The 21,599-nt window shown below is 63.3% G+C and carries 24 protein-coding genes; 6 read left to right on the top strand and 18 right to left on the bottom strand.

All coding sequences use genetic code 11. From position 1 onward, the window contains the following. Window positions 1-133: 133 nt before the first annotated feature. From LB571_RS09510 to LB571_RS09500, 3 genes are read right to left on the bottom strand one after another with little or no spacing between them, the layout of a single operon-like run. Entirely contained in the window at window positions 134-1,294 is a 1,161-nt protein-coding gene (locus tag LB571_RS09510; RefSeq protein ID WP_015318452.1) for a M20 aminoacylase family protein, read from the bottom strand. Then, a complete protein-coding gene (locus tag LB571_RS09505; protein ID WP_224594605.1) occupies window positions 1,287-2,534 on the bottom strand; it encodes a Zn-dependent hydrolase in 1,248 nt (415 codons plus the stop codon). Before LB571_RS09505 ends, LB571_RS09510 begins: the two co-directional genes overlap by 8 nt. Before the next feature lie 14 nt (window positions 2,535-2,548). After that, window positions 2,549-3,757 carry a diaminopropionate ammonia-lyase gene (locus LB571_RS09500; protein ID WP_224593994.1) on the bottom strand — a complete coding sequence of 403 codons (1,209 nt, stop codon included), beginning with the start codon at window positions 3,755-3,757 and terminating at the stop codon, window positions 2,549-2,551. Window positions 3,758-3,861: 104 nt separating this feature from the next. Between LB571_RS09500 and LB571_RS09495 the strand changes: the two genes are divergently transcribed. The 3 genes from LB571_RS09495 (at window position 3,862) to LB571_RS28955 (ending at window position 5,544) form a co-directional block, all read left to right on the top strand. Next, the gene (locus LB571_RS09495; protein WP_224593991.1) at window positions 3,862-4,341 is read left to right on the top strand and encodes an Lrp/AsnC family transcriptional regulator; all 480 of its coding nucleotides are present in this window, start codon (window positions 3,862-3,864) and stop codon (window positions 4,339-4,341) included. Between the two features lie 61 nt (window positions 4,342-4,402). Further along, entirely contained in the window at window positions 4,403-5,191 is a 789-nt protein-coding gene (locus LB571_RS09490) for a flavin-containing monooxygenase (RefSeq protein WP_411961372.1), read from the top strand. Continuing rightward, entirely contained in the window at window positions 5,188-5,544 is a 357-nt protein-coding gene (locus tag LB571_RS28955) for a hypothetical protein (RefSeq protein WP_411961373.1), read from the top strand. Before LB571_RS09490 ends, LB571_RS28955 begins: the two co-directional genes overlap by 4 nt. A gap of 14 nt (window positions 5,545-5,558) precedes the next feature. Here LB571_RS28955 and speB read toward each other — a convergent pair whose 3' ends face one another. The 7 genes from speB to LB571_RS09455 all read right to left on the bottom strand — a co-directional run bounded on the left by speB (window position 5,559) and on the right by LB571_RS09455 (window position 13,383). Then, window positions 5,559-6,368: an agmatinase gene (gene speB, locus LB571_RS09485; protein ID WP_140717882.1), complete on the bottom strand. Its 810-nt coding sequence runs from the start codon at window positions 6,366-6,368 to the stop codon at window positions 5,559-5,561. Window positions 6,369-6,427: 59 nt separating this feature from the next. Then, the gene (locus LB571_RS09480; protein ID WP_140823710.1) at window positions 6,428-8,548 is read right to left on the bottom strand and encodes a molybdopterin-dependent oxidoreductase; all 2,121 of its coding nucleotides are present in this window, start codon (window positions 8,546-8,548) and stop codon (window positions 6,428-6,430) included. A 211-nt stretch (window positions 8,549-8,759) separates the two neighbouring features. Beyond that, window positions 8,760-10,637, bottom strand: a complete 1,878-nt coding sequence (locus LB571_RS09475) for an ABC-F family ATP-binding cassette domain-containing protein (protein WP_140617193.1) — start codon at window positions 10,635-10,637, stop codon at window positions 8,760-8,762. A 133-nt stretch (window positions 10,638-10,770) separates the two neighbouring features. Beyond that, window positions 10,771-11,223, bottom strand: a complete 453-nt coding sequence (locus LB571_RS09470) for a MucR family transcriptional regulator (RefSeq protein WP_015318459.1) — start codon at window positions 11,221-11,223, stop codon at window positions 10,771-10,773. Window positions 11,224-11,384: 161 nt separating this feature from the next. Continuing rightward, a complete protein-coding gene (locus LB571_RS09465) occupies window positions 11,385-11,588 on the bottom strand; it encodes a hypothetical protein (protein ID WP_015318460.1) in 204 nt (67 codons plus the stop codon). Beyond that, window positions 11,581-12,507, bottom strand: a complete 927-nt coding sequence (locus LB571_RS09460; RefSeq protein ID WP_318012386.1) for a DMT family transporter — start codon at window positions 12,505-12,507, stop codon at window positions 11,581-11,583. Before LB571_RS09460 ends, LB571_RS09465 begins: the two co-directional genes overlap by 8 nt. 42 nt (window positions 12,508-12,549) lie before the next feature. Then, on the bottom strand, window positions 12,550-13,383 hold the full coding sequence (locus LB571_RS09455) for a hypothetical protein (RefSeq protein ID WP_181177931.1): 834 nt from the start codon (window positions 13,381-13,383) through the stop codon (window positions 12,550-12,552). Window positions 13,384-13,493: 110 nt separating this feature from the next. Here LB571_RS09455 and LB571_RS09450 point away from each other — a divergent pair, with 110 nt between their 5' ends. Then, entirely contained in the window at window positions 13,494-14,453 is a 960-nt protein-coding gene (locus tag LB571_RS09450) for a LysR substrate-binding domain-containing protein (RefSeq protein ID WP_015318463.1), read from the top strand. Window positions 14,454-14,512: 59 nt separating this feature from the next. On the opposite strand, the gene LB571_RS09445 is transcribed toward LB571_RS09450, so the two are convergent. Then, the gene (locus LB571_RS09445) at window positions 14,513-15,025 is read right to left on the bottom strand and encodes a DinB family protein (RefSeq protein ID WP_140717887.1); all 513 of its coding nucleotides are present in this window, start codon (window positions 15,023-15,025) and stop codon (window positions 14,513-14,515) included. Window positions 15,026-15,089: 64 nt separating this feature from the next. Here LB571_RS09445 and LB571_RS09440 point away from each other — a divergent pair, with 64 nt between their 5' ends. Then, window positions 15,090-15,782: a glutathione S-transferase family protein gene (locus LB571_RS09440; protein ID WP_224593973.1), complete on the top strand. Its 693-nt coding sequence runs from the start codon at window positions 15,090-15,092 to the stop codon at window positions 15,780-15,782. Between the two features lie 104 nt (window positions 15,783-15,886). Here LB571_RS09440 and LB571_RS09435 read toward each other — a convergent pair whose 3' ends face one another. Then, window positions 15,887-16,159: a DUF2934 domain-containing protein gene (locus LB571_RS09435; protein WP_140617197.1), complete on the bottom strand. Its 273-nt coding sequence runs from the start codon at window positions 16,157-16,159 to the stop codon at window positions 15,887-15,889. 316 nt (window positions 16,160-16,475) lie between these two features. Between LB571_RS09435 and ndk the strand changes: the two genes are divergently transcribed. Then, window positions 16,476-16,898: a nucleoside-diphosphate kinase gene (gene ndk, locus LB571_RS09430; protein WP_140790586.1), complete on the top strand. Its 423-nt coding sequence runs from the start codon at window positions 16,476-16,478 to the stop codon at window positions 16,896-16,898. A gap of 63 nt (window positions 16,899-16,961) precedes the next feature. On the opposite strand, the gene LB571_RS09425 is transcribed toward ndk, so the two are convergent. The 6 genes from LB571_RS09425 to LB571_RS09400 all read right to left on the bottom strand — a co-directional run bounded on the left by LB571_RS09425 (window position 16,962) and on the right by LB571_RS09400 (window position 21,439). Next, a complete protein-coding gene (locus LB571_RS09425) occupies window positions 16,962-17,147 on the bottom strand; it encodes an alpha/beta fold hydrolase (RefSeq protein ID WP_140617199.1) in 186 nt (61 codons plus the stop codon). Window positions 17,148-17,151: 4 nt separating this feature from the next. Then, window positions 17,152-17,634 (bottom strand): molybdenum cofactor biosynthesis protein MoaE, encoded by a 483-nt coding sequence (locus LB571_RS09420; protein WP_224593971.1) that lies wholly within the window; start codon window positions 17,632-17,634, stop codon window positions 17,152-17,154. A 5-nt stretch (window positions 17,635-17,639) separates the two neighbouring features. Next, window positions 17,640-17,897, bottom strand: a complete 258-nt coding sequence (moaD, locus tag LB571_RS09415) for a molybdopterin converting factor subunit 1 (protein ID WP_224593968.1) — start codon at window positions 17,895-17,897, stop codon at window positions 17,640-17,642. A gap of 1 nt (window position 17,898) precedes the next feature. Beyond that, a complete protein-coding gene (gene pgsA / locus LB571_RS09410) occupies window positions 17,899-18,495 on the bottom strand; it encodes a CDP-diacylglycerol--glycerol-3-phosphate 3-phosphatidyltransferase (RefSeq protein ID WP_023773423.1) in 597 nt (198 codons plus the stop codon). A gap of 98 nt (window positions 18,496-18,593) precedes the next feature. Continuing rightward, window positions 18,594-20,678, bottom strand: coding sequence for an excinuclease ABC subunit UvrC (gene uvrC / locus LB571_RS09405; protein WP_224584664.1), 2,085 nt, complete (start codon window positions 20,676-20,678; stop codon window positions 18,594-18,596). Next, window positions 20,675-21,439 carry an SDR family oxidoreductase gene (locus LB571_RS09400; protein WP_224593963.1) on the bottom strand — a complete coding sequence of 255 codons (765 nt, stop codon included), beginning with the start codon at window positions 21,437-21,439 and terminating at the stop codon, window positions 20,675-20,677. Before LB571_RS09400 ends, uvrC begins: the two co-directional genes overlap by 4 nt. Window positions 21,440-21,599 lie beyond the last annotated feature (160 nt).

The raw sequence follows: 21,599 nt of genomic DNA, 5'->3' as shown, positions 1-21,599 counted from the left end.
GGCCAGGCGGATATCAGGTCCGCCGCGTGAGCGAGGCTAGCTGAGTCTTGCCGTAGCGTCATGCCAGATCAAGGATTTCGGCCTTTCCCCGGCGTTTTCCCCCGCTAAATGCCGCGAAAATCCCCCCGGGGGTTCAGGTCCCAAGCCGCTGCCTGGCGATGGCGGCATGGAAACTGGCGCCGAACAACAGCCCGTCGTCGTTGAAGTCGTAACTGGAATTGTGAAGCGGTGCCGAGGCCTCGCCGTTGCCGAGGAAGACGAAGCAGCCCGGCACGTGGTCGAGGAAGCGGGCGAAATCCTCCGACGCCGTCATCGGCTCGCGGGCGACCGCGATATTGCCGCGTTCGAAAACAGTCCCGGCGGCGGCAAAGGCCGCGTCGACCAGTTCGGCATCGTTGCGCAAAGGCACGAATTCCCTGGTGTAGTTGACCTCGGCGGCAACGTTGTAAGCGGTAGCGATGCCTTCGGCGATGATGCGCATCTGGCATTCGATCTTGGCGCTCACCTCGGGGCGGAAGCTGCGCGCGTCGCCAAGGATGCGGGCGATGCCCGGCAGTGCGTTGCGGGTGCCATCGGTGATCAGTTCGGTCACCGAAACCACGGAGATGTCGGCCGGGCTCAGCCGGCGCGAGACGATGGTCTGCAGGTTGGTAACCAGCGCACAGGCGGCGACCAGCGTTTCCTGACCCGAATGCGGCCGCGCAGCGTGACCGCCCAATCCCCTGAGCACGATCTCGAAGACGTCTTCGGCCGACATGACCGGGCCGGCACGGGTCTCGAAATGTCCGACCGGCAAGCCCGGCATGTTGTGCAGGCCAAAGATCTCGTCGAAGGGAAAGCGCTGCATCAGGCCATCGTCGAGCATCGCCAACGCGCCTTTTCCCCATTCCTCCGCCGGCTGGAAGATGAAGCGCACGGTGCCGTCGAAACCGCCCTCCCCGGCCATGAGCTTGGCCGCACCGAGCAGCATCGCCGTGTGGCCGTCATGGCCGCAGGCATGCATGATTCCGGGATTGCCGGAGCGGTATGGCGCGGTTGATTGCTCTGATATGCGCAGAGCATCCATGTCGGCCCGCAGCGCGATCGCGCGGTTGCCGCTGCCGCGCTTCAAAGTCCCGACGACGCCGGTGCCGCCGACACCCTCGGCGACATCGTCCAGTCCGAATTCGCGCAGCTTGGCGGCGACGAAGGCCGCGGTGCGCTCCTCCTCGAAGCCGAATTCAGGGTGCGCGTGCAGATCATGCCGCCATTCGGTCATCTCCAGCTTCAGCACATCACGATCGATTTCAGCCATCGCCTGATACCTCCTGATCCGCAAGCTGGGCAACGATATCAAGCAGGATGTTGGCGCCGGCGACAAGCTCGGCATCGGCGGTATGTTCGCGCGGATTGTGGCTGATGCCACCGGCGCTCGGCACGAAAATCATCGCCGCGGGCGCGAGGCGCGCCATCATCTGCGCATCGTGGCCGGCGCCCGAGGTCATGCGCTTGGACGCGTACCCGCGCTTCTTCGCGGCAGCTTCGATCAATTCGACAATGCTTATATCGAAGATCACCGGCTCGAAGCGGGCCAGCCGCTCGACCGAGATCGCGACGCCACCATCGGCGGCCAGGTTCTCAAGAAACGCGGCGAGTGCGGCTTCCTCGGCTTGCAGGCGATGCTCGAAAGGGTCGCGCAGGTCGACGGTGAAGACGGCGCGCGAGGGAATGACATTGATGGCGTTTGGCTCGAAACGCATCGTTCCGACCGTTGCAACGGTCGGCGTGTTCGAGGCTTTGGCGCGGTCGTGCAGGAACGTGACGACACGCGCGGCCGCATGCCCGGCGTCATTGCGCATCGACATCGGCGTGGTGCCGGCGTGGTTGGCGACGCCGTCTATGGTGATGCGCTGCCAGGAGATGCCTTGCAGGTTTTCCACAGCACCGATCGGCACGCCTTCGCGTTCCAGAACCGGGCCTTGCTCGATATGCAATTCGAGATAGACATGCGGCTTGAGGAAGCCAGGCTCCTCGTCGCCGGCATAGCCGATGCGGGCCAGTTCCTTTCCCAGCACGCTGCCGTCGGTGCCGACGGCAGCCAGCGCCTCGTCGATCCCGACACCGCCGGCATGGACCAGTGAACCCATCATGTCGGGGGAATAGCGAACCCCTTCCTCGTTGGTGAAGGCGGCGACAGCGAGCGGTCGCGACGGGACAAGATCCGACGCCTTCAGCGTCTCGATCACCTCCAGCCCGGCGAGCACGCCGTAGCAGCCGTCATAGATGCCGGCATCGATGACGGTGTCGATATGCGAGCCGACGAGGATCGGCGCATGGCCGGCATTCGCCGGCGCCTGCCAGACGCCGAAGATATTTCCCATGCGATCGATGGCGACTTCGAGACCGGCCTCGCGCAGCCAGCCGACGAAGCGGTCGCGACCCAGCCTGTCGGCGTCGGAGGCGGCCAGCCGCACCAATCTGCCCTCGCCATCACGACCGATGCCGCCGAGCTCGCGGATGCGGCCAAGCAGCCTTTGTGCGTCGATCGAGGTCATGGCATCGATCAAGGTCATGGCGTCGCTCCAGAAAGCACCTTGCCGGCAAGCACATCCGCCGGATTCATGCCGACGAGTTCGGCATAGCGGCGGGGATCTGTCGCGCCTTCGGTGTTGACGACTAGGACGCGCGAACTGGCGTCGAGGCCAAGCTCGGCCTTGTGATCGGTCATCGCCCGGATCAGCCCGGCAAGGCCGACCCCGCCGCTTTCACCGGCGACGATGGCCGGATCGTTGCCGGCCGGGCGTGCCAGCCGCCGCATCGCGGCGATGGCTTCGTCCTCGTCGACGGTCATGAAGGCATCGGCGACGCGTGCCAGCACGCGCCAGGCGACCGGCGAGGCCTCGTAGCATTCGAGCATCGCCATGACTGTCGCCTCGCCATGCGCGATCTTGACCGGATGCCCGGCCTTGGCGGCGCCGAAAACGCAGGCGGCACGGGCGGGTTCCACCACCGTGAAAACCGGCCTGGCTTCGCCAAGCACGATGGCGAGATGGCCGGCGACCGCCGCCGCGATGCCGCCGACGCCGGCCTGCACGAAGACATGGGTCGGCGGTTCGGAGACCTGGCCCAGCGCCTCGCGCACGATCGCGGTGTAGCCCTGCATGACGAGGCCCGGAATGCGTTCGTAGCCCGGCCATGAGGTATCGGAAACCACCGTCCAGCCCTTCTCCGCGGCGACGCGCGCCGCCTGCCTGACCGAATCGTCGTAATTGCCGTCGACGCGGATCATCTCCGCCCCATAGCGGGCGATGGCCGCGACGCGCCCGTCGCTGACGCCGGCATGGACAAAGATCGCTGCCTTTGCGCCGACAAGCTCGGCGCCTTGCGCGACGGAGCGGCCATGATTGCCGTCGGTAGCGCAAGCAACCGTCATGGTCGCCGCGACCGACCGGACTTCGGGCCGATCGAGATCGCCGACATCGACGGAGCGGCCGAGCCGCTTGCTTGCCTCCTCCAGGACCAGGCGGAAGACCGCATAGGCGCCGCCCAGCGCCTTGAAGCTGCCTAGGCCGAGGCGAAAGCCCTCATCCTTGACATGCAAGGTGCCGAGACCGAGTTCGCCAGCCAACGCCGGCAGGGCGTGCAGCGGCGTCGCCAAGTGATTGTCACGGCGGGCAAGGAAACGCTCGACAGTGTCCGCCCCGGCGATGCCGAGGGTTTCGGCATCGGCCTCGTCCAGCGGCTGGCGGTGCAAGGCATGGCGATTGGGCAGGAACATTGGCGGTCTCTCTTTGGGTCATCCAAGACAAGATATTGCAAACCATGCGCAAAAAGCGCCGTAATATGGCTCTCGAAATGCAAGTTTGTTTCGTCAGGAGAGCAATGTCTCAGTCGCCAGCCTCACTCGACAGTTTCGATCTCGCCATCCTCGCCATCCTGCAGCGGGACAACACGACGCCGCAACGGCTGATCGGCGAGGCGGTGAACTTGTCGGCGCCGGCCGTGCAGCGCCGCATCAAGCGCATGGAGCAGACCGGCGTCATTGCCGGCAATGTCGCCATTGTCGAGCCGGCGGCCGTCGGCCAGCCGATCACCATCTTCGTCGAGGTGGAGCTCGAGAGCGAACGCACCGAACTGATCGACGAGACCAAGCGGCAATTCTCGGCGGAGTCGCAAGTACAGCAATGCTATTATGTCACCGGCGAGGCCGACTTTATCCTCGTCATCACCGTGGCCGACATGGGCGCCTACGAGGCGCTGACGCGAAAACTGTTCTTCGGCAGCAACAATGTGCGGAAGTTCCGCACCTTCGTCGCCATGGACCGCGTCAAGGTCGGGTTGACGGTGCCCCTGCCTGGATGAGCCGGTGCACCCTTGCCACGTTTCTGACATTCTGGATCGCCAATTGGAGGGGGAGGCGCGCATGGACGAAACCACGAAAGTCGCGATCATCGGTGCCGGGCCGGCGGGCCTGGCGGTTGCCGCATGTCTTCGCCAGGCCGGGCAGGATTTCGTCATGCTTGAGAAGGAGCAGCAGGCCGCGCCAGCCTGGCGGCGTCACTATGACCGTGTGCATCTGCATACGACCAAGCGTTACTCCTCGCTGCCCTTCGTTCCCTTCCCAAGGGATTATCCGCGCTATGTGCCGCGCCACCTCGTGGTCGAGTATCTCGACGCCTATGCAAAAGGCTTCGCCCTGGAGCCCCGCTTCGGCGAAACGGTGCGAGCGGTCGCCAGGGATGGCCGCGGTTGGCGGGTGGAATCGACCTCCGGCGCCTTACGCGCTTCGCATGTGGTGATCGCGTCCGGCTACAATGCCGAACCCTTGCTGCCCAGATTTGCCGGCATCGACGCCTTCAAGGGCAAGACGCTGCACAGCGCCGACTATCGCAACGCCGCGCCTTTTGCCGGCCAATCGGTGCTGGTCGTCGGCATGGGCAATACCGGCGCGGAGATTGCGCTCGATCTGGTGGAAGGCGGCGCCCGACCGACGATCTCGGTGCGCGGCGGCGTTCACATCGTCCCGCGCGAACTGTTCGGCGTGCCGATCCAGATGGTCGGCATGGCGACGCGGCTCGGGCCGCAGCGCATCAACGACGCGCTGTTCCCCGTCATCCTCGATCTGGTGCTGGGAGGCTGGAGAAGTTTGGGCTCAGACGGCCGAAGCAGGGACTGCTGCAGCAGATCGCCCTTGCGTCGCGCATTCCGGTGATCGATGTCGGCACCATCGGCAAGATCCGGGAAGGTGCGATCAAGGTGGCGCCCGACATCGCCGAAATCTCGGAACGGGGCGCCCGTTTTGCGGACGGCAAGCACGGCGAATTCGACGCCATCCTCTTCGCCACCGGCTACCGGCCAGGCTATGCCAGGTTCCTCGAACCCGGCGTGGAGCCCGGCCCCAGCGGCGTCAATGCCCGAGCTTCGGATCTCGGCCTTTATCTGGTCGGCTTTCACAACGCGGTCACCGGGCTGTTGCGCGAAATCGGCATCGAGGCCCAGGCGGTCGCCGATGACATCCGCCAACGGCAAAACAGGAAAAAGGTGGCCGAAACCCTGCCGGTGTGATCCCAGGCGCGCCCTCAATCCACCGCGGGCGATGTCCTGAGCATCATGCCGGCGATCTCCTTCGTCAGTTTGGCGGCGACAAGCGCCGTCATGTTGGAGAGGTCCTGGCTCGGATTGTATTCAACGATATCAGCGGCAACGATCGGCTGGTTGATGCCTTGAATCAGGTTGATGACCTGCCGCGTCGACAGGCCGCCGGGCTCGCGGTGAGAGACACCGGGCGCAAAGGCTGGATCGAGCCCGTCGAGATCCATCGAGATATAAACCGGAGTCTTGAGATCAAGCGTCAGGCTTGCGCCGAAATGCGCGGCCTCCACGACCTCGACGCCAAAGCGCTTGAACTGATCGCGGTGATGGTCGTTCACGGCGCGCAGGCCGATCTGGATCAGCCGGTCGGCTAGCCGTTCCTCCATGATGCGCGCGAAGGGCGAGGTGTGCGAACGCGGATTGTCACCGTAGGCATGATAGATGTCGGGGTGGGCATCGATATGCACGATCGTCAGGCTCGGGTGGCGACGGCGCACCGCGCGCAGCACCGGCCAGGTGATCGCGTGGTCGCCGCCCAGGCTGATCAGCGGGTGGCCTGCCTCCAGGGCGCGACCGACTTCGCTTTCGATGCGCTGCCAGGGATCGCCCGGTTTGTCGAAGTCGATGTCGCCATGATCGATGAAGCGGCCGGTCAGGTCGAAGCCGGTCTCGCTCCATGAGGAGTAAGCATCGCTGGTGAGTTCGCGCCTGATGAGCGGCGGCGCCTTGGCCGCACCCTGGAGATAGGATGAATTCTCGTCATGCGGTATTCCCAGAAGCGAAATCGCGCCAGCCATCGACACTCTCCCATTGCGACGGACGAATTGACATCAGGCGCAATCGATAATCGCGGCCGCTATGCACTCAGCTCTTGCGCCCGGCGCAGCCAGACCTTGTTGTCGTGAAAGGCAGCGCCGCCATAGGGTGCGGGGGCGTCGGCGCCGGTCAGTACATTGATGCCCTCGCCGCGCTCATGCGCGCTGTTCGGCCAGATACCTTCGGCGATCACGACGCCGCGCTTGATGCCGCCGAACAGTCTGGCGTGCAGCACCACCTCGCCGCGCATGTTGCCGATCTCGACACGGTCGCCCTCGGCCAGCCCCAGAGCCGCCGCGTCCTCGGGATGCAGCAGGAGTTCCGGGCGGACCTCCTTGGCCTTCGACACCGGTGTTTCGGAAAAGGTCGAGTTGAGGAAGTTGCGCGCCGGCGAGGTCGTCAGCCGGAACGGATGGGCTTCGTCAGCCACCTCGATCAGGTCGACATGATCAGGAAATTCGGGCAATCGCGCCACCGGGCCGAACAGGCCCATGCTCTTCGGCGGCCGGTTGGGAGCCGCCTGGCCGGTCCAGTCGGCGCGAAAACGGAATTTGCCATCCGCATGGCCAAAGCCCCGGATGAAATGCGCCGTGTCGAAATCCGGCTGCAGATCAATCCACTTCTGCTCTTCCAAGCTGGCGAAGCTGCCCAACCCGCGCTTGCCGAGGATGATGTCGATATGCTGCTGCTCGGTCAGCCCGAAGCCCGGCCTGTCGGCGACACCAAGGCGCTCGGCCAGCTGCTCGATGACGAAATGGTTGGTGCGCGGCCCTTCCGGCGGTTCGATCAGCTTGGGGCCGAGCGTGATGTGCTGGTTGCCGCCGCCCTTGTAGATATCGTCATGCTCGACGAACATCGTCGCCGGCAGCACGACGTCGGCCAGCTTGGCCGTGTCGGTCATGAACTGCTCGTGCACGCAGGTGAACAAATCGTCTCGCAAAAATCCCTGCTTCACCAGCCGCTGCTCGGGCGCGACATTCACCGGATTGGTGTTCTGGATCAGCATCGCCGTCACCGGCGGCCCGCCATAAAGCGCGTCACTGGCGCCGGTCAGCACCGGGCCGATGCGCGAATGGTCGAGATAGCGGATCGAGGGATCGCGCATGCGCGTGCCCTCGAGCACCTCCTGGTTGAGTTTGAAGATGCCGGAATTGGAATGGAAGGCGCCGCCGCCCTCATACTGCCAGGCGCCGGTGACGGCGGCGATGCAGGACGCGGCATGCATGTTGACGGCGCCGTTGCGCTGGCGGGCAAAGCCGTAGCCGAGGCGAAAATAGGTCTTTTTCGTCGTGCCGACGAGGCGCGCGAAGGTCTCGATCTCGGCGACCGTCAAACCAGTAATATCGGCCGCCCATTCCGGCGTGCGGGTAACGAGATGCGCCTCCAGGCCTTTCGGATCGTCCGTGTATTTCTGCAGATAGGCGCGGTCGGCCAGGCCTTCGCGAAACAGGACATGCATGACCGCACAAGCGAGCGCGCCGTCGGTGCCGGGCTTCAGGACCAGACCAATGTCGGCCTGCTTCATCGTCGCATTCTCATAGACGTCGATGACCACGATCTTCGCGCCGCGTTCCTTGCGCGCCTTGATGGCGTGGGTCATCACATTGACCTGCGTGACCACGGCGTTGGTGCCCCAGATCACCACGCAGTCGGATTTCGCCATCTCCCGCGGGTCCGGTCCGCGCAGCGCGCCTGCCCCCATCATCCAGCCGGTCCAGGCGAGATTGGTGCAGATCGAGCCGAAGAAGCCCGAGTACTTTTTCGCGTGGCGCAACCTCTCGATGCCGTCGCGCTGCACCAGCCCCATCGTGCCGGCATAGTAATAGGGCCAGACCGTCTCGGAGCCGTACTTCGCTTCGGCCGCGTCGAATTTCTCGGCGACGAGGTCGAGAGCGGCCTCCCAGCTAGATTCCTGCCAGACGCCCTCGCCCTTGGCGCCCTTGCGCACCAGCGGCTTCAGCAGACGATCGGGATGATGGACGCGGTCGGCATAGCGGGCGACCTTGGCGCAGACGACGCCCGATGTGTAGCTGTTGGCCTTGGCGCCATGGACCCGGCCGATGCGGTTGCCGTCGAGCAATTCGACCTCGAGAGCACAGGTCGACGGGCAATCATGCGGACAGGCCGAATGGCCGATGCGGAGGTTGGCGTGCTGGTTCATGGGAGCAAGCTACCCGTTTATAACGGTCAGGTGTAGGGCCAGATGGCACCTTCCCTTCTCCCCTTGCTGAGAAGGTGGATCGGCGCAATAGCGCCGAGACGTCGAGGGGTGTTCCAGCGGAGTGAGACGCTGGCGTTTCCAGGCATACCCTTCATCCGACCTCGCTTCGCGAGGCCACCTTCTCCCAGGGGGAGAAGGTGAAGCGCTCACCCTACTCCGCCGTGCCTTCCTCATATTCGGCCGACATGGTCAGCCATTTTTCCTCGTGGCCTGCCAGCGTCTGCGCAAGCTGCGAGCGCTCCTTGGCGAGCCGCGTCGCGGTCGAAGGATCCTTTTCATAGACCGCCGGATTGGACAGCTCGTCCTCAATGCCGTCGATGCGTTTGCGGATGCGATCCATCAGCGCCTCGGTGGCGCGGATTTCCTTGGCCAGCGGTTCGAAGGCGGCGCGGCGTGCGGCCGCGTCGCGGCGACGGTCGGCTTTTGACGCCTTGTCCGCTTCGCGCTTGCCACGGCGGTCGCTGGAGACGCCGGTGACCAGCGTCTTGTAGTCCTCCAGGTCGCCGTCATAGGGATTGACCGCACCGTCCTTGACCAGCCACAGCCGGTCGGCGGTCGCTTCCAGCAGATGGCGGTCGTGCGAAATCAGGATAACGGCGCCGGGAAATTCGTTCAGCGCATGGATCAGCGATTCGCGGCTGTCGATGTCGAGATGGTTGGTCGGTTCGTCGAGGATGAACAGGTTCGGGCCCTCGAAGGCAGACAGGCCCATCAGAAGGCGCGCCTTCTCGCCACCGGACAGGTCCTTGGCGGGCGTATTCATTTTCTCGGTCGTGAGGCCGAACTGGGCAACGCGGCCGCGCACTTTCGATTCCGGCGCCTCCGGCATCAGCCGGCGGACGTGCTCATAGGCATTCTCCTCAGGACGCAGATCGTCGAGCTGGTGCTGGGCGAAGATCGCCACCTTCAAACCCGGCGCCACCGTCATGGTGCCGGTTTCCTGCTTCAGGCGACCCGACAGAAGTTTGGCGAAGGTCGACTTGCCGTTGCCATTGGCACCGAGCAGCGCGATGCGGTCGTCGGCATCGATACGCAGCGTCATCTTCTTCAGGATCGGCTGACCCTCGGTGTAGCCGACATTGACGTTGTTCAGCGCCACGATCGGCGAGGCCACGGTCTTCACAGGCTCGGGGAAAGAGAACGGCCGTACCGTGTCGTTGACGATGGCCGAGATCGGCTTCATCTTTTCCAACGCCTTGATGCGCGACTGTGCCTGCCTTGCCTTGGAGGCCTTTGCGCGAAAACGCTCGACGAAGGATTCCATGTGCTTGCGGGCGGCCTCCTGCTTAACCCGGCCCTTTTCCTGCAATTCCTTCTGCTCGGTATACTGGCGCTCGAACTGGTCGTAGCCGCCGCGCCAGAACGTCAGCTTCTTCTGGTCGAGATGAACGATCGAATTGACGGCACGGTTGAGCAGATCTCGGTCGTGCGAAATCAGAAGCACCGTGTGCGGATACTTTGAAACATAGTTCTCAAGCCACAACGTCCCTTCAAGGTCGAGATAGTTGGTCGGCTCGTCGAGCAACAGAAGGTCGGGCTCCGAAAACAGCACGGCGGCCAACGCAACGCGCATGCGCCAGCCGCCGGAGAAGGACGAGGCCGGACGGCGCTGCGCGGCGTCGTCGAAGCCTAGGCCGGCCAGGATGGTGGCCGCGCGAGACTCGGCCGAATGGGCGTCGATATCGGCCAGCCGCATGTGGATGTCGGCGATGCGGTGCGGATCGGTGGCGGTCTTTTCCTCTTCGAGGAGCGCGGAACGTTCGAGGTCGGCCTTGAGCACGATCTCGATCAGCGGGTCCTCGGTGCCGGGCGCTTCCTGCGCCACCTGACCGATCCGCGTATTCTTCGGCAGGCTGATCGAACCCGTCTCGGAGGGGAAATCGCCTGTTATGGCCTTGAACAGCGTCGTCTTGCCGGTCCCGTTGCGGCCGACAAGACCGGCCTTGGTGCCGGCCGGCAGGGTGAGCGAGGCGTGGTCGAGAAGCAGGCGCCCCGCCATGCGGAGCGAGAGGTCGTTGATGATAAGCATGGCCGCGCTTTTGCACCGGACATCAACGCTTCGCAAGACCTTGCGGGCCAGTTGGCCGCACAAGGCCTGGAAACGGCGCCCACAACCGCGCCGTCAGAGCCGCGACAGCGCCCGCCGTGCAGTCGGCAAGGCCTCAGGCAGCCGCCTTGCCGCGCTTTGTCGTCTTGGCCACGACTGCCGGCGCAGCGGCCGGCTTGCGGCCAAGTCCCGTCGACTTCGCCAACGCCGACCGGGTCGCGGAGTAATTCGGCGCGACCATCGGGTAGTCCGGCGGCAAGCCCCATTTGGCGCGATAGTCGTCAGGGCTCAAGCCGTAGTCCGTCCTGAGATGTCGCTTGAGCGACTTGAACTTCTTTCCGTCCTCCAGGCAGATGATGTAGTCGGGAAACACCGACCTTTTCGGATTTACGGCCGGAACAAGGCTCGGGCTTTCCACGACAGCCGCACCAGCCAGCTTTCGGACCGAGGCGCTGACGCTGGCAATCAAGTCAGGCAGGCCCGAAGCCGGGAGCGGATTGTTGCCTACATAAGCCGAGACAATATCGGCGGTTAGCTCGATAACGATCTTATCCTCGATATTTGACAATTCTTTCACCCTATTTGCGACAAAGTCGTCTACCCCAGTGAAGACTTTTGTCGATGTATCTCTTCAACCGTGCCCCCAACGGACCCGCCAAGTCCCAAAACGAATCAAGACTTGGCGCCAACTACTTTTATGGGAAATCGACCTCGTGCAAATTAGAAAATCTAATACTTGGATACGGCAGACTTGGTTGAACGGCTGTCAGCCAATATCTCAAGAATACGCTTCCAGCGGGCACAACGCCCGAAATCCTTCTGCTCGATCGCCTTTTCGGCCTTCATCGCGGCGTAAAGTGGTGCCTCGGCGCCAAATTCCTTGATCAGCCAATGCGCTTCCTGCCTGGCGAGACGTTCATTGTCGTCAAACATAATTTTCCGCCTCCGAACGTTCCAGTCCGACCGCGATGCAACTGCCTATGACAAGGACGGCTCCGGCAATGGCTGTCGTCGTCAACCGTTCGCCGGACAAGGTCAGCAGCAGTGTCGAAGCGATCGGCGTGAGATAGGCAATGACAGCCACCTTCCCGCTGCCCCCCAGTTTCAGGGCCCGCGACCAGAAGTAATAACCAAGCCCCATAGGGCCGGCACCGAGATAGAGCCCGAGGGCCAGATCCACGCCGGTGGGCCAGGCTACGCCTTCGCGAACGGACCATATAAGCGTCAAGGCGACGCCAACCAGCGACGATGGCAGCAACAGGCGGTCCGGCGAAGTGGCGAGCCGTCCCACCATCACCGAATAGAAAGCCATGCACAGCGCGGAGCCGAATGCGCACAGATAGCCGGCGAGATCACCCTGAAACCAGGTGCGGTCGCGGCCTCCCGAAATCACCAGCGCGACGCCGACGAACCCAAGGGCCGCTGCAAGGCCCAGCAAAGCCGGACGCCGGGGATTTTCGAAGGCGATCACGACCGCGGCAACCATCAAGGGCCAGGTGAAGGCCACGAGATTGGCTTCGATCACCGGCATCGAGGCGAAGGCGATATATTGCAGCACCATGGTGCCGACCAGACCGATGAAGCCGACCGCGAGCGGCACCAGCGCGGTGCTCGCCGTGATTGCCGTGGCTTTCTCCCGGCTCATCAACCGGATGGCCGCGAAGACCAGCGCGGCCCCTGCAAATTGCAGGAACTGCACCTGCGACACCGGGTGACTGGCCAGCAGGGATTTGCCCACCAGCGCATTTGTCGACCACAACGCCACCGCGCCGGTGGCGAAGACCAGCGCGGACATCGAGCCTGATCCATGCCGAAAGAAGCGCCATGGGGCTCTATCTCTGCGTTCGACCATGATCCTGTCCGAAAACCGGCTCCCTTTCCGGATCATGGATCGTTACCATGAATCCCTGGCCCCACCCGGAACCGGTGCTTCGGCCGGGGCCGGCATCGGATGTTCCGCCTCGAACCGGCGATAGGCCGGCAGCTGATTGGTCCACACGTCCTCGGCCAGTTCATTGACCCATTCGCGGTCGTGATCGTTGTCGGCGGCAAGGTAAAACATCCTGTTGTCGTCGACATAGGGCTTGGCCACGGAGCGCTGGTTGAGCACCAGGGTGACGCGTTCGCCGAACTGGATCGGCGCCGTGCGGTGCAGGACGCCAAGGAACTGCCCGAGCGTCGCATATCTCATCTTGTGATCGATGCGCATGATACGGTTGCGCGGAATCTCGCGGCCGGATTCGAGAATGGCGCGGCCGGTCTCGGAATCATCGCAATAGATTTCGAGATGGCCGCCGACCAGCGGATCGCTGATCGACAGCGGAATGAGTTCGGTGACCGGAACGCCGTCGCAATGCCATTCGACGGCGCCATCCCTGGGATTCATGAAGGTGACGGTCGAACCGACGATCGACAGCGGATAGGGTTCCAGCTTCGTCCCCATCATGTCGGACAGTCGCTCCAGGCGCAACTTGTCGTTCAGCAACTCCTTGATTTCAGGTATGAAACGGTCGGCGCCGGTGATGAAGGTCAGATCGAGATGCTTGTGCACGGCATGGCTGGCCTTGAGCTTCAGGGCGGCCTCCTCGATCGCGGCAAGCAGTACCGGATCATAGCCATGCAGATACTGCGCAACGCCGAAGCTCGACACCTTCCAGGCGGTTTCGTGGCCGATAATGGCCTCGCGGCTCATCGCATAGCGCAATTCGGGTATCGTATGTGCGTTCATTGTACTTCTCCAAGTGGGGGCAAACACTTGGCTAACAGTCGATTAAATTAGCTCCCCCTGTAAAATTAGGAATGCTAGTGCTACCGTAAGCCAAGCTTAAGGTCGAAACCGTGCGTCTGCTCAGTCAGGTCAACCTCAATTCGCTGAAAATCGTGGAGAGTGCTGCGAGGCACGGCAATTTCACGCGTGCCGGAGAAGAACAGTTCATCACCGCATCGGCGGTCAGCCAGCGCGTCAAGAGCCTGGAGGACCAGCTGCGTTTCAAGATTTTTCAGCGCGGCGGCAATGCGGTGTCGCTGACACCGGAGGGCGAGACCTATGTCTCGCGCGTTCGCGAGGCGCTGGAGCGTATCGTCGCCGCCAGCATGGAAGCGACAGGGCAATCACAGGAACATGTGCTGAAAATATCCGTGCTGCCGACATTTGCCGCGCGCTGGCTGTTTCCGCGCCTGCCGCTGTTCCAGCAGCAACATCCCGATATCGTGATGCGGGTTTCGACCTCGTACGCGACGCATGAGTTCACGACTTCCGAATTCGATCTGGAAATCCGCTATGGCGACGGCCATTTCAACGGACTGCCGTCCGACCTGCTGTTTCGGGAAGACCTGACCCCGGTATGCAACCGCAAATTGTTCCATGAGGTTCTCGGCGACAAGCCGGTATCAAAGGTGACGCCGGACGACCTCAAGCACTTCACGCTGCTGCATTCCGACACCTGCACACAGAACTGGCAATCCTGGCTTGGTTTCGCCGGGGCCAGTTTTGTGCTCAGCGAGACCAAAAGCATCTATTTCGACTCTTGCATGATGTCCTACGAGGCGGCCAATGCCGGAATGGGTTTTGCGGTCGCCAACCGTGCCTATATGGCCAGCGACATCCGCGCCGAGAGGCTGGTCGCTCCCTTTGCCGTCCACCATCCGAACACGGCCGGCTGGTATTTCGTCTCGCCCCACAAGAGCCTTGCCGCGCGCAAGGTGCTGCGGTTCAAGCAATGGGTGATGGCGGAAGCGGCTCTGACACAGAGCCAATTGGATGGCGAAGTCACCGGCCTGGCTTCCGCGGCTGTGTGAAAATGCGGAGATGGTCCGCGCCAACCGCTTGCCCTCGCCTCTAGAAAGAACAAGTTGGATCAGGCGAAAGCCCTGCCCTCCTCGGTGCGCTGGAAATGCGCCAGATCGAGCGGCACCGACGGGCGACCCAGGACCGTCAGGATCATATGCGCCTGGCCGCGGTGATGGGTCTGGTGGTTGAAGACATGAGCCAGCGCGGGCGCCAGGCGTTGCGAGACGGTGCGCATGTCCGATACGGTCATATAGGTGAAACGACCCGACAGCGCCTTGTCGCTCAAGCCGCCGAGCCAGTCGATAATCCGCCGGTCCTCGGCCTCGCGCGCTGTCCTCAGGACAGGCAAGGCCCGGTGCAATATAGCGTCCAATGTCGTCGGCGCGGCGCCTTCGCCGGTGAAGCGCTTCATCCAGATGCGATCGGCGGCGAGCAGGTGGTTGAGCGTGCCCATCAGCGAGCCGAAAAAGACGCCGACGTCGCGATTGAATTCCTCGTCGTTGAGATCGTCGGCGGCATCGTAGATGCGGCCATTGGCCCATTGATTGTATGCCGCAAACATCATGAAGTGCTGTTTCATTTTTTCCCGCCGGTCCGTTTCGGGTGTCGGGAGCGATACCTAGACTGCAAAGGAACCCGCGCCAATGACCATTCTGCTTTACGAACTCGTCGGGCGTGACGAGGGCCGCCCGTTCAGTCCACATTGCTGGAAGGCAACAATGGCGCTGGCCCACAAGGGGCTCGATATCTCGACCGCGCCGACGCGTTTTCTCGAAGTGCCCGCCGTTGAGGGCGGCGTTTCGAAAACCGTTCCGGTGATCCGCGACGGCGACAAGGTCGTCACCGATTCCTTTGCCATCGCGCTCTATCTCGAAGAGGCCTATCCGGATCGGCCTAGCCTGTTTGGCGGCGAAGGCGGCAAGGCGATGGCGCGCTTCATCGAGCGCTGGTCGCAATCGACCATCCACCCTTACGTCACCACGGCGGCGCTCGTCGACCTTCATGCCATGCAAGACGAACAGAATGGCTCGTATTTCCGCCAGAGCCGGGAGCAGCGCTTCGGCAAGCGGCTGGAGGACGTCGTCGCCGCACGCGACGCCGGCCTGGCAACCTTCCGGGCGGCACTGGAGCCGCTGCGCTCCATGTTGAGCTACCAGCCATTCATCGGCGGCGCCTCGCCGCTATTTGCCGACTATATCGTCTTCGGCGCATTGCAATGGGCGCGCATCGCATCGCCGTACAAGTTGCTCGAAGACAGCGACGTGGTGGCGCAGTGGTTCACCCGCTGCCTCGACCTGCATGGCGGGCTTGGACGAAAGGTTGCGGCGGCGGCGTGACGCCGCAAAGGCCTTCTATCCGCAGGGCAGCTCGAGCCCGTCAGCCTGTTGCGAAAATCAGGGGCCGAACAGCTGACCTTACTTCGCCGCCTTACTTCGCCGCCTTACTTGGCCGCCTTCTTTGGCTTGCTGGCTTTCGGCTTGCTGGCTTTGGCGACGAGCTTTTCTTGCTTGGGCGCGGCTTTTGCCTTGCTGGCGCCAGGTGCCTTCTTGGCCGGCTTCTTGCCCACCGTCGGCTTCCCCGCGTCCTCCCGGTCGACGTCGGCCGCCGCCTGGTGCCAATGGCGTTCGTGCTGACCGGCCGGGTGCCCTTCTTCCTGCCAGATCTGATGTGCACGGTTGCGAATGCGCTCCTGACGATCGTCTGTCATGGTCATGTTGTCTCCATTCGGGCCGACTTCAGCGCGGCGCCGACCGGGCGACTATAGCAAGCAAACCGTTGCTGTGCAGCCGTCTGATGCCGACGGCCGACGGGATCAGCCACGGAAATACCGACCATTCCGGCCCTGCGCTGTCGCTCCGGGCGTTCGTCGTCCGGAAAGTCAAACAATTGGCTTTCCGAACGCTTGGCGGACCACGCCTCACCCGGCTCCTCACCCTCTCCTCACCCCTCTCCTCTGCCCTCTTGGCAATCAGCCGGGCGGCTTGTATAGAGCCCGCCACTCTCAATTCGAATTCAGACAAGGACGACCCATGGCGCTCGAACGCACTTTTTCCATGATCAAGCCGGACGCGACGCGGCGCAATCTCACCGGCGCCATCACCAGGATGCTGGAAGAGGCCGGCCTGCGCGTTATCGCCTCGCGCCGGGTGTGGATGAGCCGCCGCGAGGCGGAGGGCTTCTACGCCGTCCACAAGGACCGCCCGTTCTTCGGCGAGCTGGTGGACTCCATGTCCTCGGGCCCGACCATCGTGCAGGTGCTGGAAGGTGAGAACGCCATCGCCAGGAACCGCGAAGTGATGGGCGCCACCAATCCGGCCAACGCTGCCGAAGACACCATCCGCAAGGTGCATGCGCTCTCGATCGGTGAGAATTCGGTGCACGGCTCGGATGCGCCGGAAACGGCCGCGCAGGAGATCAAGTACTGGTTCTCGGATACCGAGATCGTCGGCTGAGCCGACACTGCACATTCCAGGCGAGAAGGCCGGTGTTTCGCCGGCCTTTTTCTTTGCTGGCGCTCAACTCTCGCGCACGAATCGCAGCACATCGGCATGCAGCCGATCCATATGGGTGTACATGAGGCCATGCGGCGCGCCCTCGTAAATGAGGAAACGGCAGTCCGGAATGAGCCTAGCGGACGGAATGCCCGTCAGCTCGATGGGCGCCGAGCGGTCGCGGTTGCCATGGACGAGCAAGGTCGGCACGGTATTATTCGGATGGCGGCCGCTTCCAGCGCTGGGCTGCCTGGGCATCGGTTTCCTTGGCCTCGACCCAGCCGCCCTCGGAGCCGTCGGTGCGATGTTCCTTCTTCCAGAAGGGTGCACCAGACTTGAGGTAGTCCATCAGGAAGTCCGCCGCCTCGAACGCCGCCTGGCGATGCGCCGAAGCGGCTACCACCAGCACGATGTTCTCTCCCGGCGCGATCTTGCCATGGCGATGGATGACGGTGAGACCTTGCAGCGGCCAGCGCTCGCTGGCTTCGGTTGCGATGCGGCCGATCTCGGCTTCAGCCATGCCCGGATAGTGCTCGAGTTCGAGTGCCGAGAGCGCGCCCTGCTCGTCGCGGCACAGGCCTGAGAAGGTGACCACCGCGCCAATGTCGACGCGGCCTTGCGTCAGTGCGGCGATCTCGGCGGCGACGTCGAAATCCTGGCGCTGAATGCGCACGGTCGCTGCCAGGACGCCTGGCATGACTGTCAGCCCCCGGTCATCGGCGGGAACAGCGCGATTTCGCGCGCGCCCAATATCTTCTCGCGGTGGTCGACATGTTCCTGGTCGATGGCAACGCGGATCACGTCGGGATACTGCAACGCGTGTTCGTAGCCTTCGCCGCGCGACCGCAGCCAGCGCAAGAGGTCGGCGACCGTCTCTATGCCGGCCGGCAGTTCGACATCTTCTTCCGGCATGCCGATCCGTTCGCGAACCCAGGCAAAGTAGATGAGACGGGTCGTCATCTCACTCGTCCATGATGTGCTTGAGGCCGGCGCGGAAATAGTCGTAGCCGGTGTAGAGCGTCACGAGGGCCGCGATCCACAGCAGCACGAGACCGGTCTGCGTTGTCAGCGGGAAGACCTTGTCGCCGGCCGGCCCCGCCAGCAGGAAAGCGATGGCGACCATCTGAATGGTGGTCTTCCACTTGGCGAGCTGCGTCACCGGCACCGAGACCTTGAGTGCCGCCAGATATTCGCGCAGGCCAGAAACCAGGATTTCGCGGCACAGGATGATGATGGCCGCCCACAGCGACCAGCCGGCGATGCCGGCATGGCGGTCGGTGTCGGCCGCAAGCAGCAAGAGGCACGTGGCGACCAGCAGCTTGTCGGCGATCGGATCGAGCATCTTGCCGATGTTGGAGGTCTGCTGCCAGGCACGCGCAAAATAGCCGTCGAAATAATCGGTAACGGACGCCAGCAGGAAAATGACCAGCGCCGACCAGCGAGCGAAGTCGCTCGATTTCAGATGGCCTTCGAGAAAAAAACACAACACGACCAGCGGCACCGCGACGATACGGGCGTAGGTCAGTATATTAGGCAGGTTGAACGCGCGCTGGGCCATGTCTGGTGGACTCTTTCTGCCTGCGTACTCAAATCAGAAGCTGTTGTAGGGGGTCAACAGGCCAGATTCGACTGGCCAGCTGAAAGTGGCGGATTTTTTCAACTTTCGTGGAAATGATTGTAGACCAATTTGGCGACCTGCTCGGAAATGCCGTCGACTTTTCTCAGATCCTCGATCGCGGCGCGGCTGACCGCCTTGGCGGTTCCGAATGCCAGCAGCAGGGCGCGCTTGCGGCCGGGGCCGATGCCGGCGATTTCATCGAGCGGGCTCTTGACCATCTCCTTCTTGCGGCGGGCCCGGTGCGAGCCGATGGCGAAGCGGTGGACCTCGTCGCGCAGCCGCTGGACGAAATAGAGCACGGGGTCGCGAACCGGCAATGAAAACGAGTCCCTGCCCCTGACGAAAAAACGCTCGCGGCCGGCATCGCGGTCCTGCCCCTTGGCGATGCCGATGGCGACGACCCGGTCCTCGATGCCGAGATCCGACAGGATCTTGCGCACCGCCGTCATCTGGCCCTGGCCGCCATCGATCAGGATGACGTCCGGCCATGCCGGGAAGCTGCCGGAAATGTCGTCCTCGATATCATCGCCCGCCTCGGCCGCCATCGCCTCGCCCGCTGCCGCATCCTCAGCCACGGCGACATCGCCATGCTCCTTGAGCAGCCGCGAAAAACGCCGCTCCATCACTTCGCGCATCATGCCGAAATCGTCGCCTGGCGTGATCTCGGTCGAGCGGATGTTGAATTTTCTGTACTGGTTTTTCACAAAGCCTTCCGGGCCGGCGACGACCATGGCGCCGACCGCGTTGGTGCCCATGATGTGCGAATTGTCGTAAACCTCGATGCGCACCGGCGGCTTGGCGAGGCCGAAGGTCTCGGCGAAACCGGCAAGCAACCGCGCTTGCGTCGAGGTTTCGGACAGCCGACGGCCGAGTGCCTCACGCGCATTCTGCAGGGCGTTGTCGGTCAGGTCCTTCTTCTCGCCGCGCTGCGGCACGGAAATCGCCACCTTGCGGCCGGCGCGGGTCGAGAGCGCCTCGGCCAGCAGTTCCTGGTCCTCGACGGTCTGCGACAAGAGAATGGCACGCGGTGTCGGCTTGTCGTCATAGAACTGCGCCAGGAACGAGCCCAGCACTTCCGATCCCTCCAGCGCCGGATCGGCCTTCGGGAAATAGGCACGGTTGCCCCAGTTCTGGCCGGTGCGGAAGAAAAACACCTGGATGCAGACCTGGCCGCCTTCCTGGTGGATGGCGAACACATCGGCCTCGTCGACGGTCGCCGGGTTGATGCCCTGATGGCTTTGCACGTGCGACAGGGCCGCCAGTCGGTCGCGATAGATGGCGGCGCGCTCGAAATCGAGGTCTTGCGAAGCCTGCTGCATGGCGGCCGAAATCTCGGTCTTCACCTTCTGGCTGCGGCCGGACAAAAAGTCCTTCGCTTCGGCGACCAACTCGGCATAACCCTCATGCGAAATTTCGCCGGTGCACGGACCCGCGCAGCGCTTGATCTGGTAGAGCAGGCATGGCCGCGTGCGGTTCTCGTAGAAAGAATTGGTGCAGCTTCTGAGCAGGAAGGCGCGCTGCAGGGAATTGATGGTGCGGCCGACGGCACCGGCCGAGGCAAAGGGGCCGAAATAGTCGCCCTTGCGCGACCGCGCGCCGCGATGCTTGTAAATGCCGGGCGAGACATGGTCGCCGGTCAAAAGGATATACGGGAACGACTTGTCGTCCCGCATCAGCACATTGAATCGCGGCCGCAAACGCTTGATGAGATTGGCTTCGAGCAGCAGCGCCTCGATCTCGGTGCGGGTGACGACGAATTCCATCGTCGACGTCTCGCGCACCATGCGGCCGATGCGGTTGGTGTGGAATCTGCCTTGCGCGTAGTTGGTGACACGCTTCTTCAGGCTGCGCGCCTTGCCGACGTAGAGCACGTCGCCGGCGGCGTTCATCATCCGGTAGACGCCGGGCGCATTGGGCAGCCGCTTGACCAGTGTCTGAATCACCTCGGCGCCGACCATGCCTTCGGCGTCGCCTGCATGCGGCGTCCAGTCGATGGCCGTGAAGGCGACATCCGGGCCAACCGGTTCGACGATCTCCTCCAGTGCCTCGTCCTCGAGGTCGATTTCGGGAGGAAGATCATCAGCGCCGCCGCGCGCCTTGTTCTTGTGATCCAAAGGACTCATTCCGCCATGCCTGTCACATCGGGCGTCTGCCATGCAAGATGCTGGCCGCCGTCGAGCGCGATCATCTGACCGGTGACCGAGCGCGCCTGCCAGAGATAGCGGATGGTGGCGCCGAATTCCGGCAATTCCGGGCCGCGCCTCAGAATGAGGCCAGCGACCTGCGCGTCAAAATCCGAATCGTCCTGGCGCACGTTCTTCAGCGTCGGGCCTGGCCCGATCGCATTGACGCGGATGCGCGGCCCGAGCGCCTGGGCCAACATCTGCGTCTGCGTCCACAATGCCGATTTCGATAGCCCGTAGGAAAAATAGCGCGGCGTCGGCCGCCAGACGCGCTGGTCGATGATGTTGACGATCAGCCCGTCCTGCCCTTCCGGCAAGGAACGGGCGAAGTTCTGCGCCAACAGCGCCGGGGTTTTCAGGTGAATGGCAAAATGGCGGTCCCAGGCGCGCCAGTCGAAATCCTCGACGGAATCATCGACGAAGAGCGAAGCATTGTTGACCAGCAGCGAGATTGGGCCCAGCGCGGCCTCCGCCTGGCCGACAAGGTCGCCGACGGCATCCATGTCGGTCAGGTCGGCCGCAACCACGGCGGCACGCCCGCCCGACCGGTTGATCCCCGCGGCCAGCGCATCCGCCGCATCGTGCGAGCGATTGGAATGGATGGCGACCGCAAAGCCATGGCTGGCAAGGTCCTCGACAATCGCCTTGCCGATCCGTTTCGCCCCACCGGTCACCAGCGCCACGGCAGTGGCTTTGCTCATATGTGTCAATCCTCAATTTCGGCCCGAAAACGCGACGCCGGCGAAATATGGCCCGGCATGCGTTAAACGGCGTTCGCACCTGGGGCAACATTGTGGCGAAGTGCCCAGTTCGACGTGCCGGGCCCTCTTGGACTCGCAACCGCCGGACCGCAATATAGGT

The sequence above is a fragment of the Mesorhizobium sp. BR1-1-4 genome (assembly GCF_020165375.1).
In the GTDB taxonomy this organism is placed as follows: Bacteria; Pseudomonadota; Alphaproteobacteria; order Rhizobiales; family Rhizobiaceae; genus Mesorhizobium; species Mesorhizobium australicum.
Note: the sequence above shows the minus strand (reverse complement) of the source record. Positions and strands in the feature narration are given on the sequence as shown.

Excerpts from the sequence above, each read along its gene's own strand:
- LB571_RS09460 (WP_318012386.1), bottom strand. The coding sequence starts at position 12,507 with ATGGTCGAACGCAGAGATAGAGCCCCATGGCGCTTCTTTCGGCATGGA.
- LB571_RS09500 (WP_224593994.1), bottom strand. The coding sequence starts at position 3,757 with ATGTTCCTGCCCAATCGCCATGCCTTGCACCGCCAGCCGCTGGACGAG.
- LB571_RS09510 (WP_015318452.1), bottom strand. The coding sequence starts at position 1,294 with ATGGCTGAAATCGATCGTGATGTGCTGAAGCTGGAGATGACCGAATGG.
- speB (WP_140717882.1), bottom strand. The coding sequence starts at position 6,368 with ATGGCTGGCGCGATTTCGCTTCTGGGAATACCGCATGACGAGAATTCA.
- LB571_RS09400 (WP_224593963.1), bottom strand. The coding sequence starts at position 21,439 with ATGAGCAAAGCCACTGCCGTGGCGCTGGTGACCGGTGGGGCGAAACGG.
- LB571_RS09480 (WP_140823710.1), bottom strand. The coding sequence starts at position 8,548 with ATGAACCAGCACGCCAACCTCCGCATCGGCCATTCGGCCTGTCCGCAT.
- pgsA (WP_023773423.1), bottom strand. The coding sequence starts at position 18,495 with ATGGCCCAGCGCGCGTTCAACCTGCCTAATATACTGACCTACGCCCGT.
- LB571_RS09490 (WP_411961372.1), top strand. The coding sequence starts at position 4,403 with ATGGACGAAACCACGAAAGTCGCGATCATCGGTGCCGGGCCGGCGGGC.
- uvrC (WP_224584664.1), bottom strand. The coding sequence starts at position 20,678 with ATGAGTCCTTTGGATCACAAGAACAAGGCGCGCGGCGGCGCTGATGAT.
- LB571_RS09420 (WP_224593971.1), bottom strand. The coding sequence starts at position 17,634 with ATGCCAGGCGTCCTGGCAGCGACCGTGCGCATTCAGCGCCAGGATTTC.
- LB571_RS09505 (WP_224594605.1), bottom strand. The coding sequence starts at position 2,534 with ATGACCTCGATCGACGCACAAAGGCTGCTTGGCCGCATCCGCGAGCTC.
- LB571_RS09465 (WP_015318460.1), bottom strand. The coding sequence starts at position 11,588 with ATGTTTGACGACAATGAACGTCTCGCCAGGCAGGAAGCGCATTGGCTG.
- LB571_RS09475 (WP_140617193.1), bottom strand. The coding sequence starts at position 10,637 with ATGCTTATCATCAACGACCTCTCGCTCCGCATGGCGGGGCGCCTGCTT.
- LB571_RS09495 (WP_224593991.1), top strand. The coding sequence starts at position 3,862 with ATGTCTCAGTCGCCAGCCTCACTCGACAGTTTCGATCTCGCCATCCTC.
- LB571_RS09445 (WP_140717887.1), bottom strand. The coding sequence starts at position 15,025 with ATGAAACAGCACTTCATGATGTTTGCGGCATACAATCAATGGGCCAAT.
- LB571_RS09455 (WP_181177931.1), bottom strand. The coding sequence starts at position 13,383 with ATGAACGCACATACGATACCCGAATTGCGCTATGCGATGAGCCGCGAG.
- moaD (WP_224593968.1), bottom strand. The coding sequence starts at position 17,897 with ATGACGACCCGTCTCATCTACTTTGCCTGGGTTCGCGAACGGATCGGC.
- LB571_RS09435 (WP_140617197.1), bottom strand. The coding sequence starts at position 16,159 with ATGACCATGACAGACGATCGTCAGGAGCGCATTCGCAACCGTGCACAT.
- ndk (WP_140790586.1), top strand. The coding sequence starts at position 16,476 with ATGGCGCTCGAACGCACTTTTTCCATGATCAAGCCGGACGCGACGCGG.
- LB571_RS09440 (WP_224593973.1), top strand. The coding sequence starts at position 15,090 with ATGACCATTCTGCTTTACGAACTCGTCGGGCGTGACGAGGGCCGCCCG.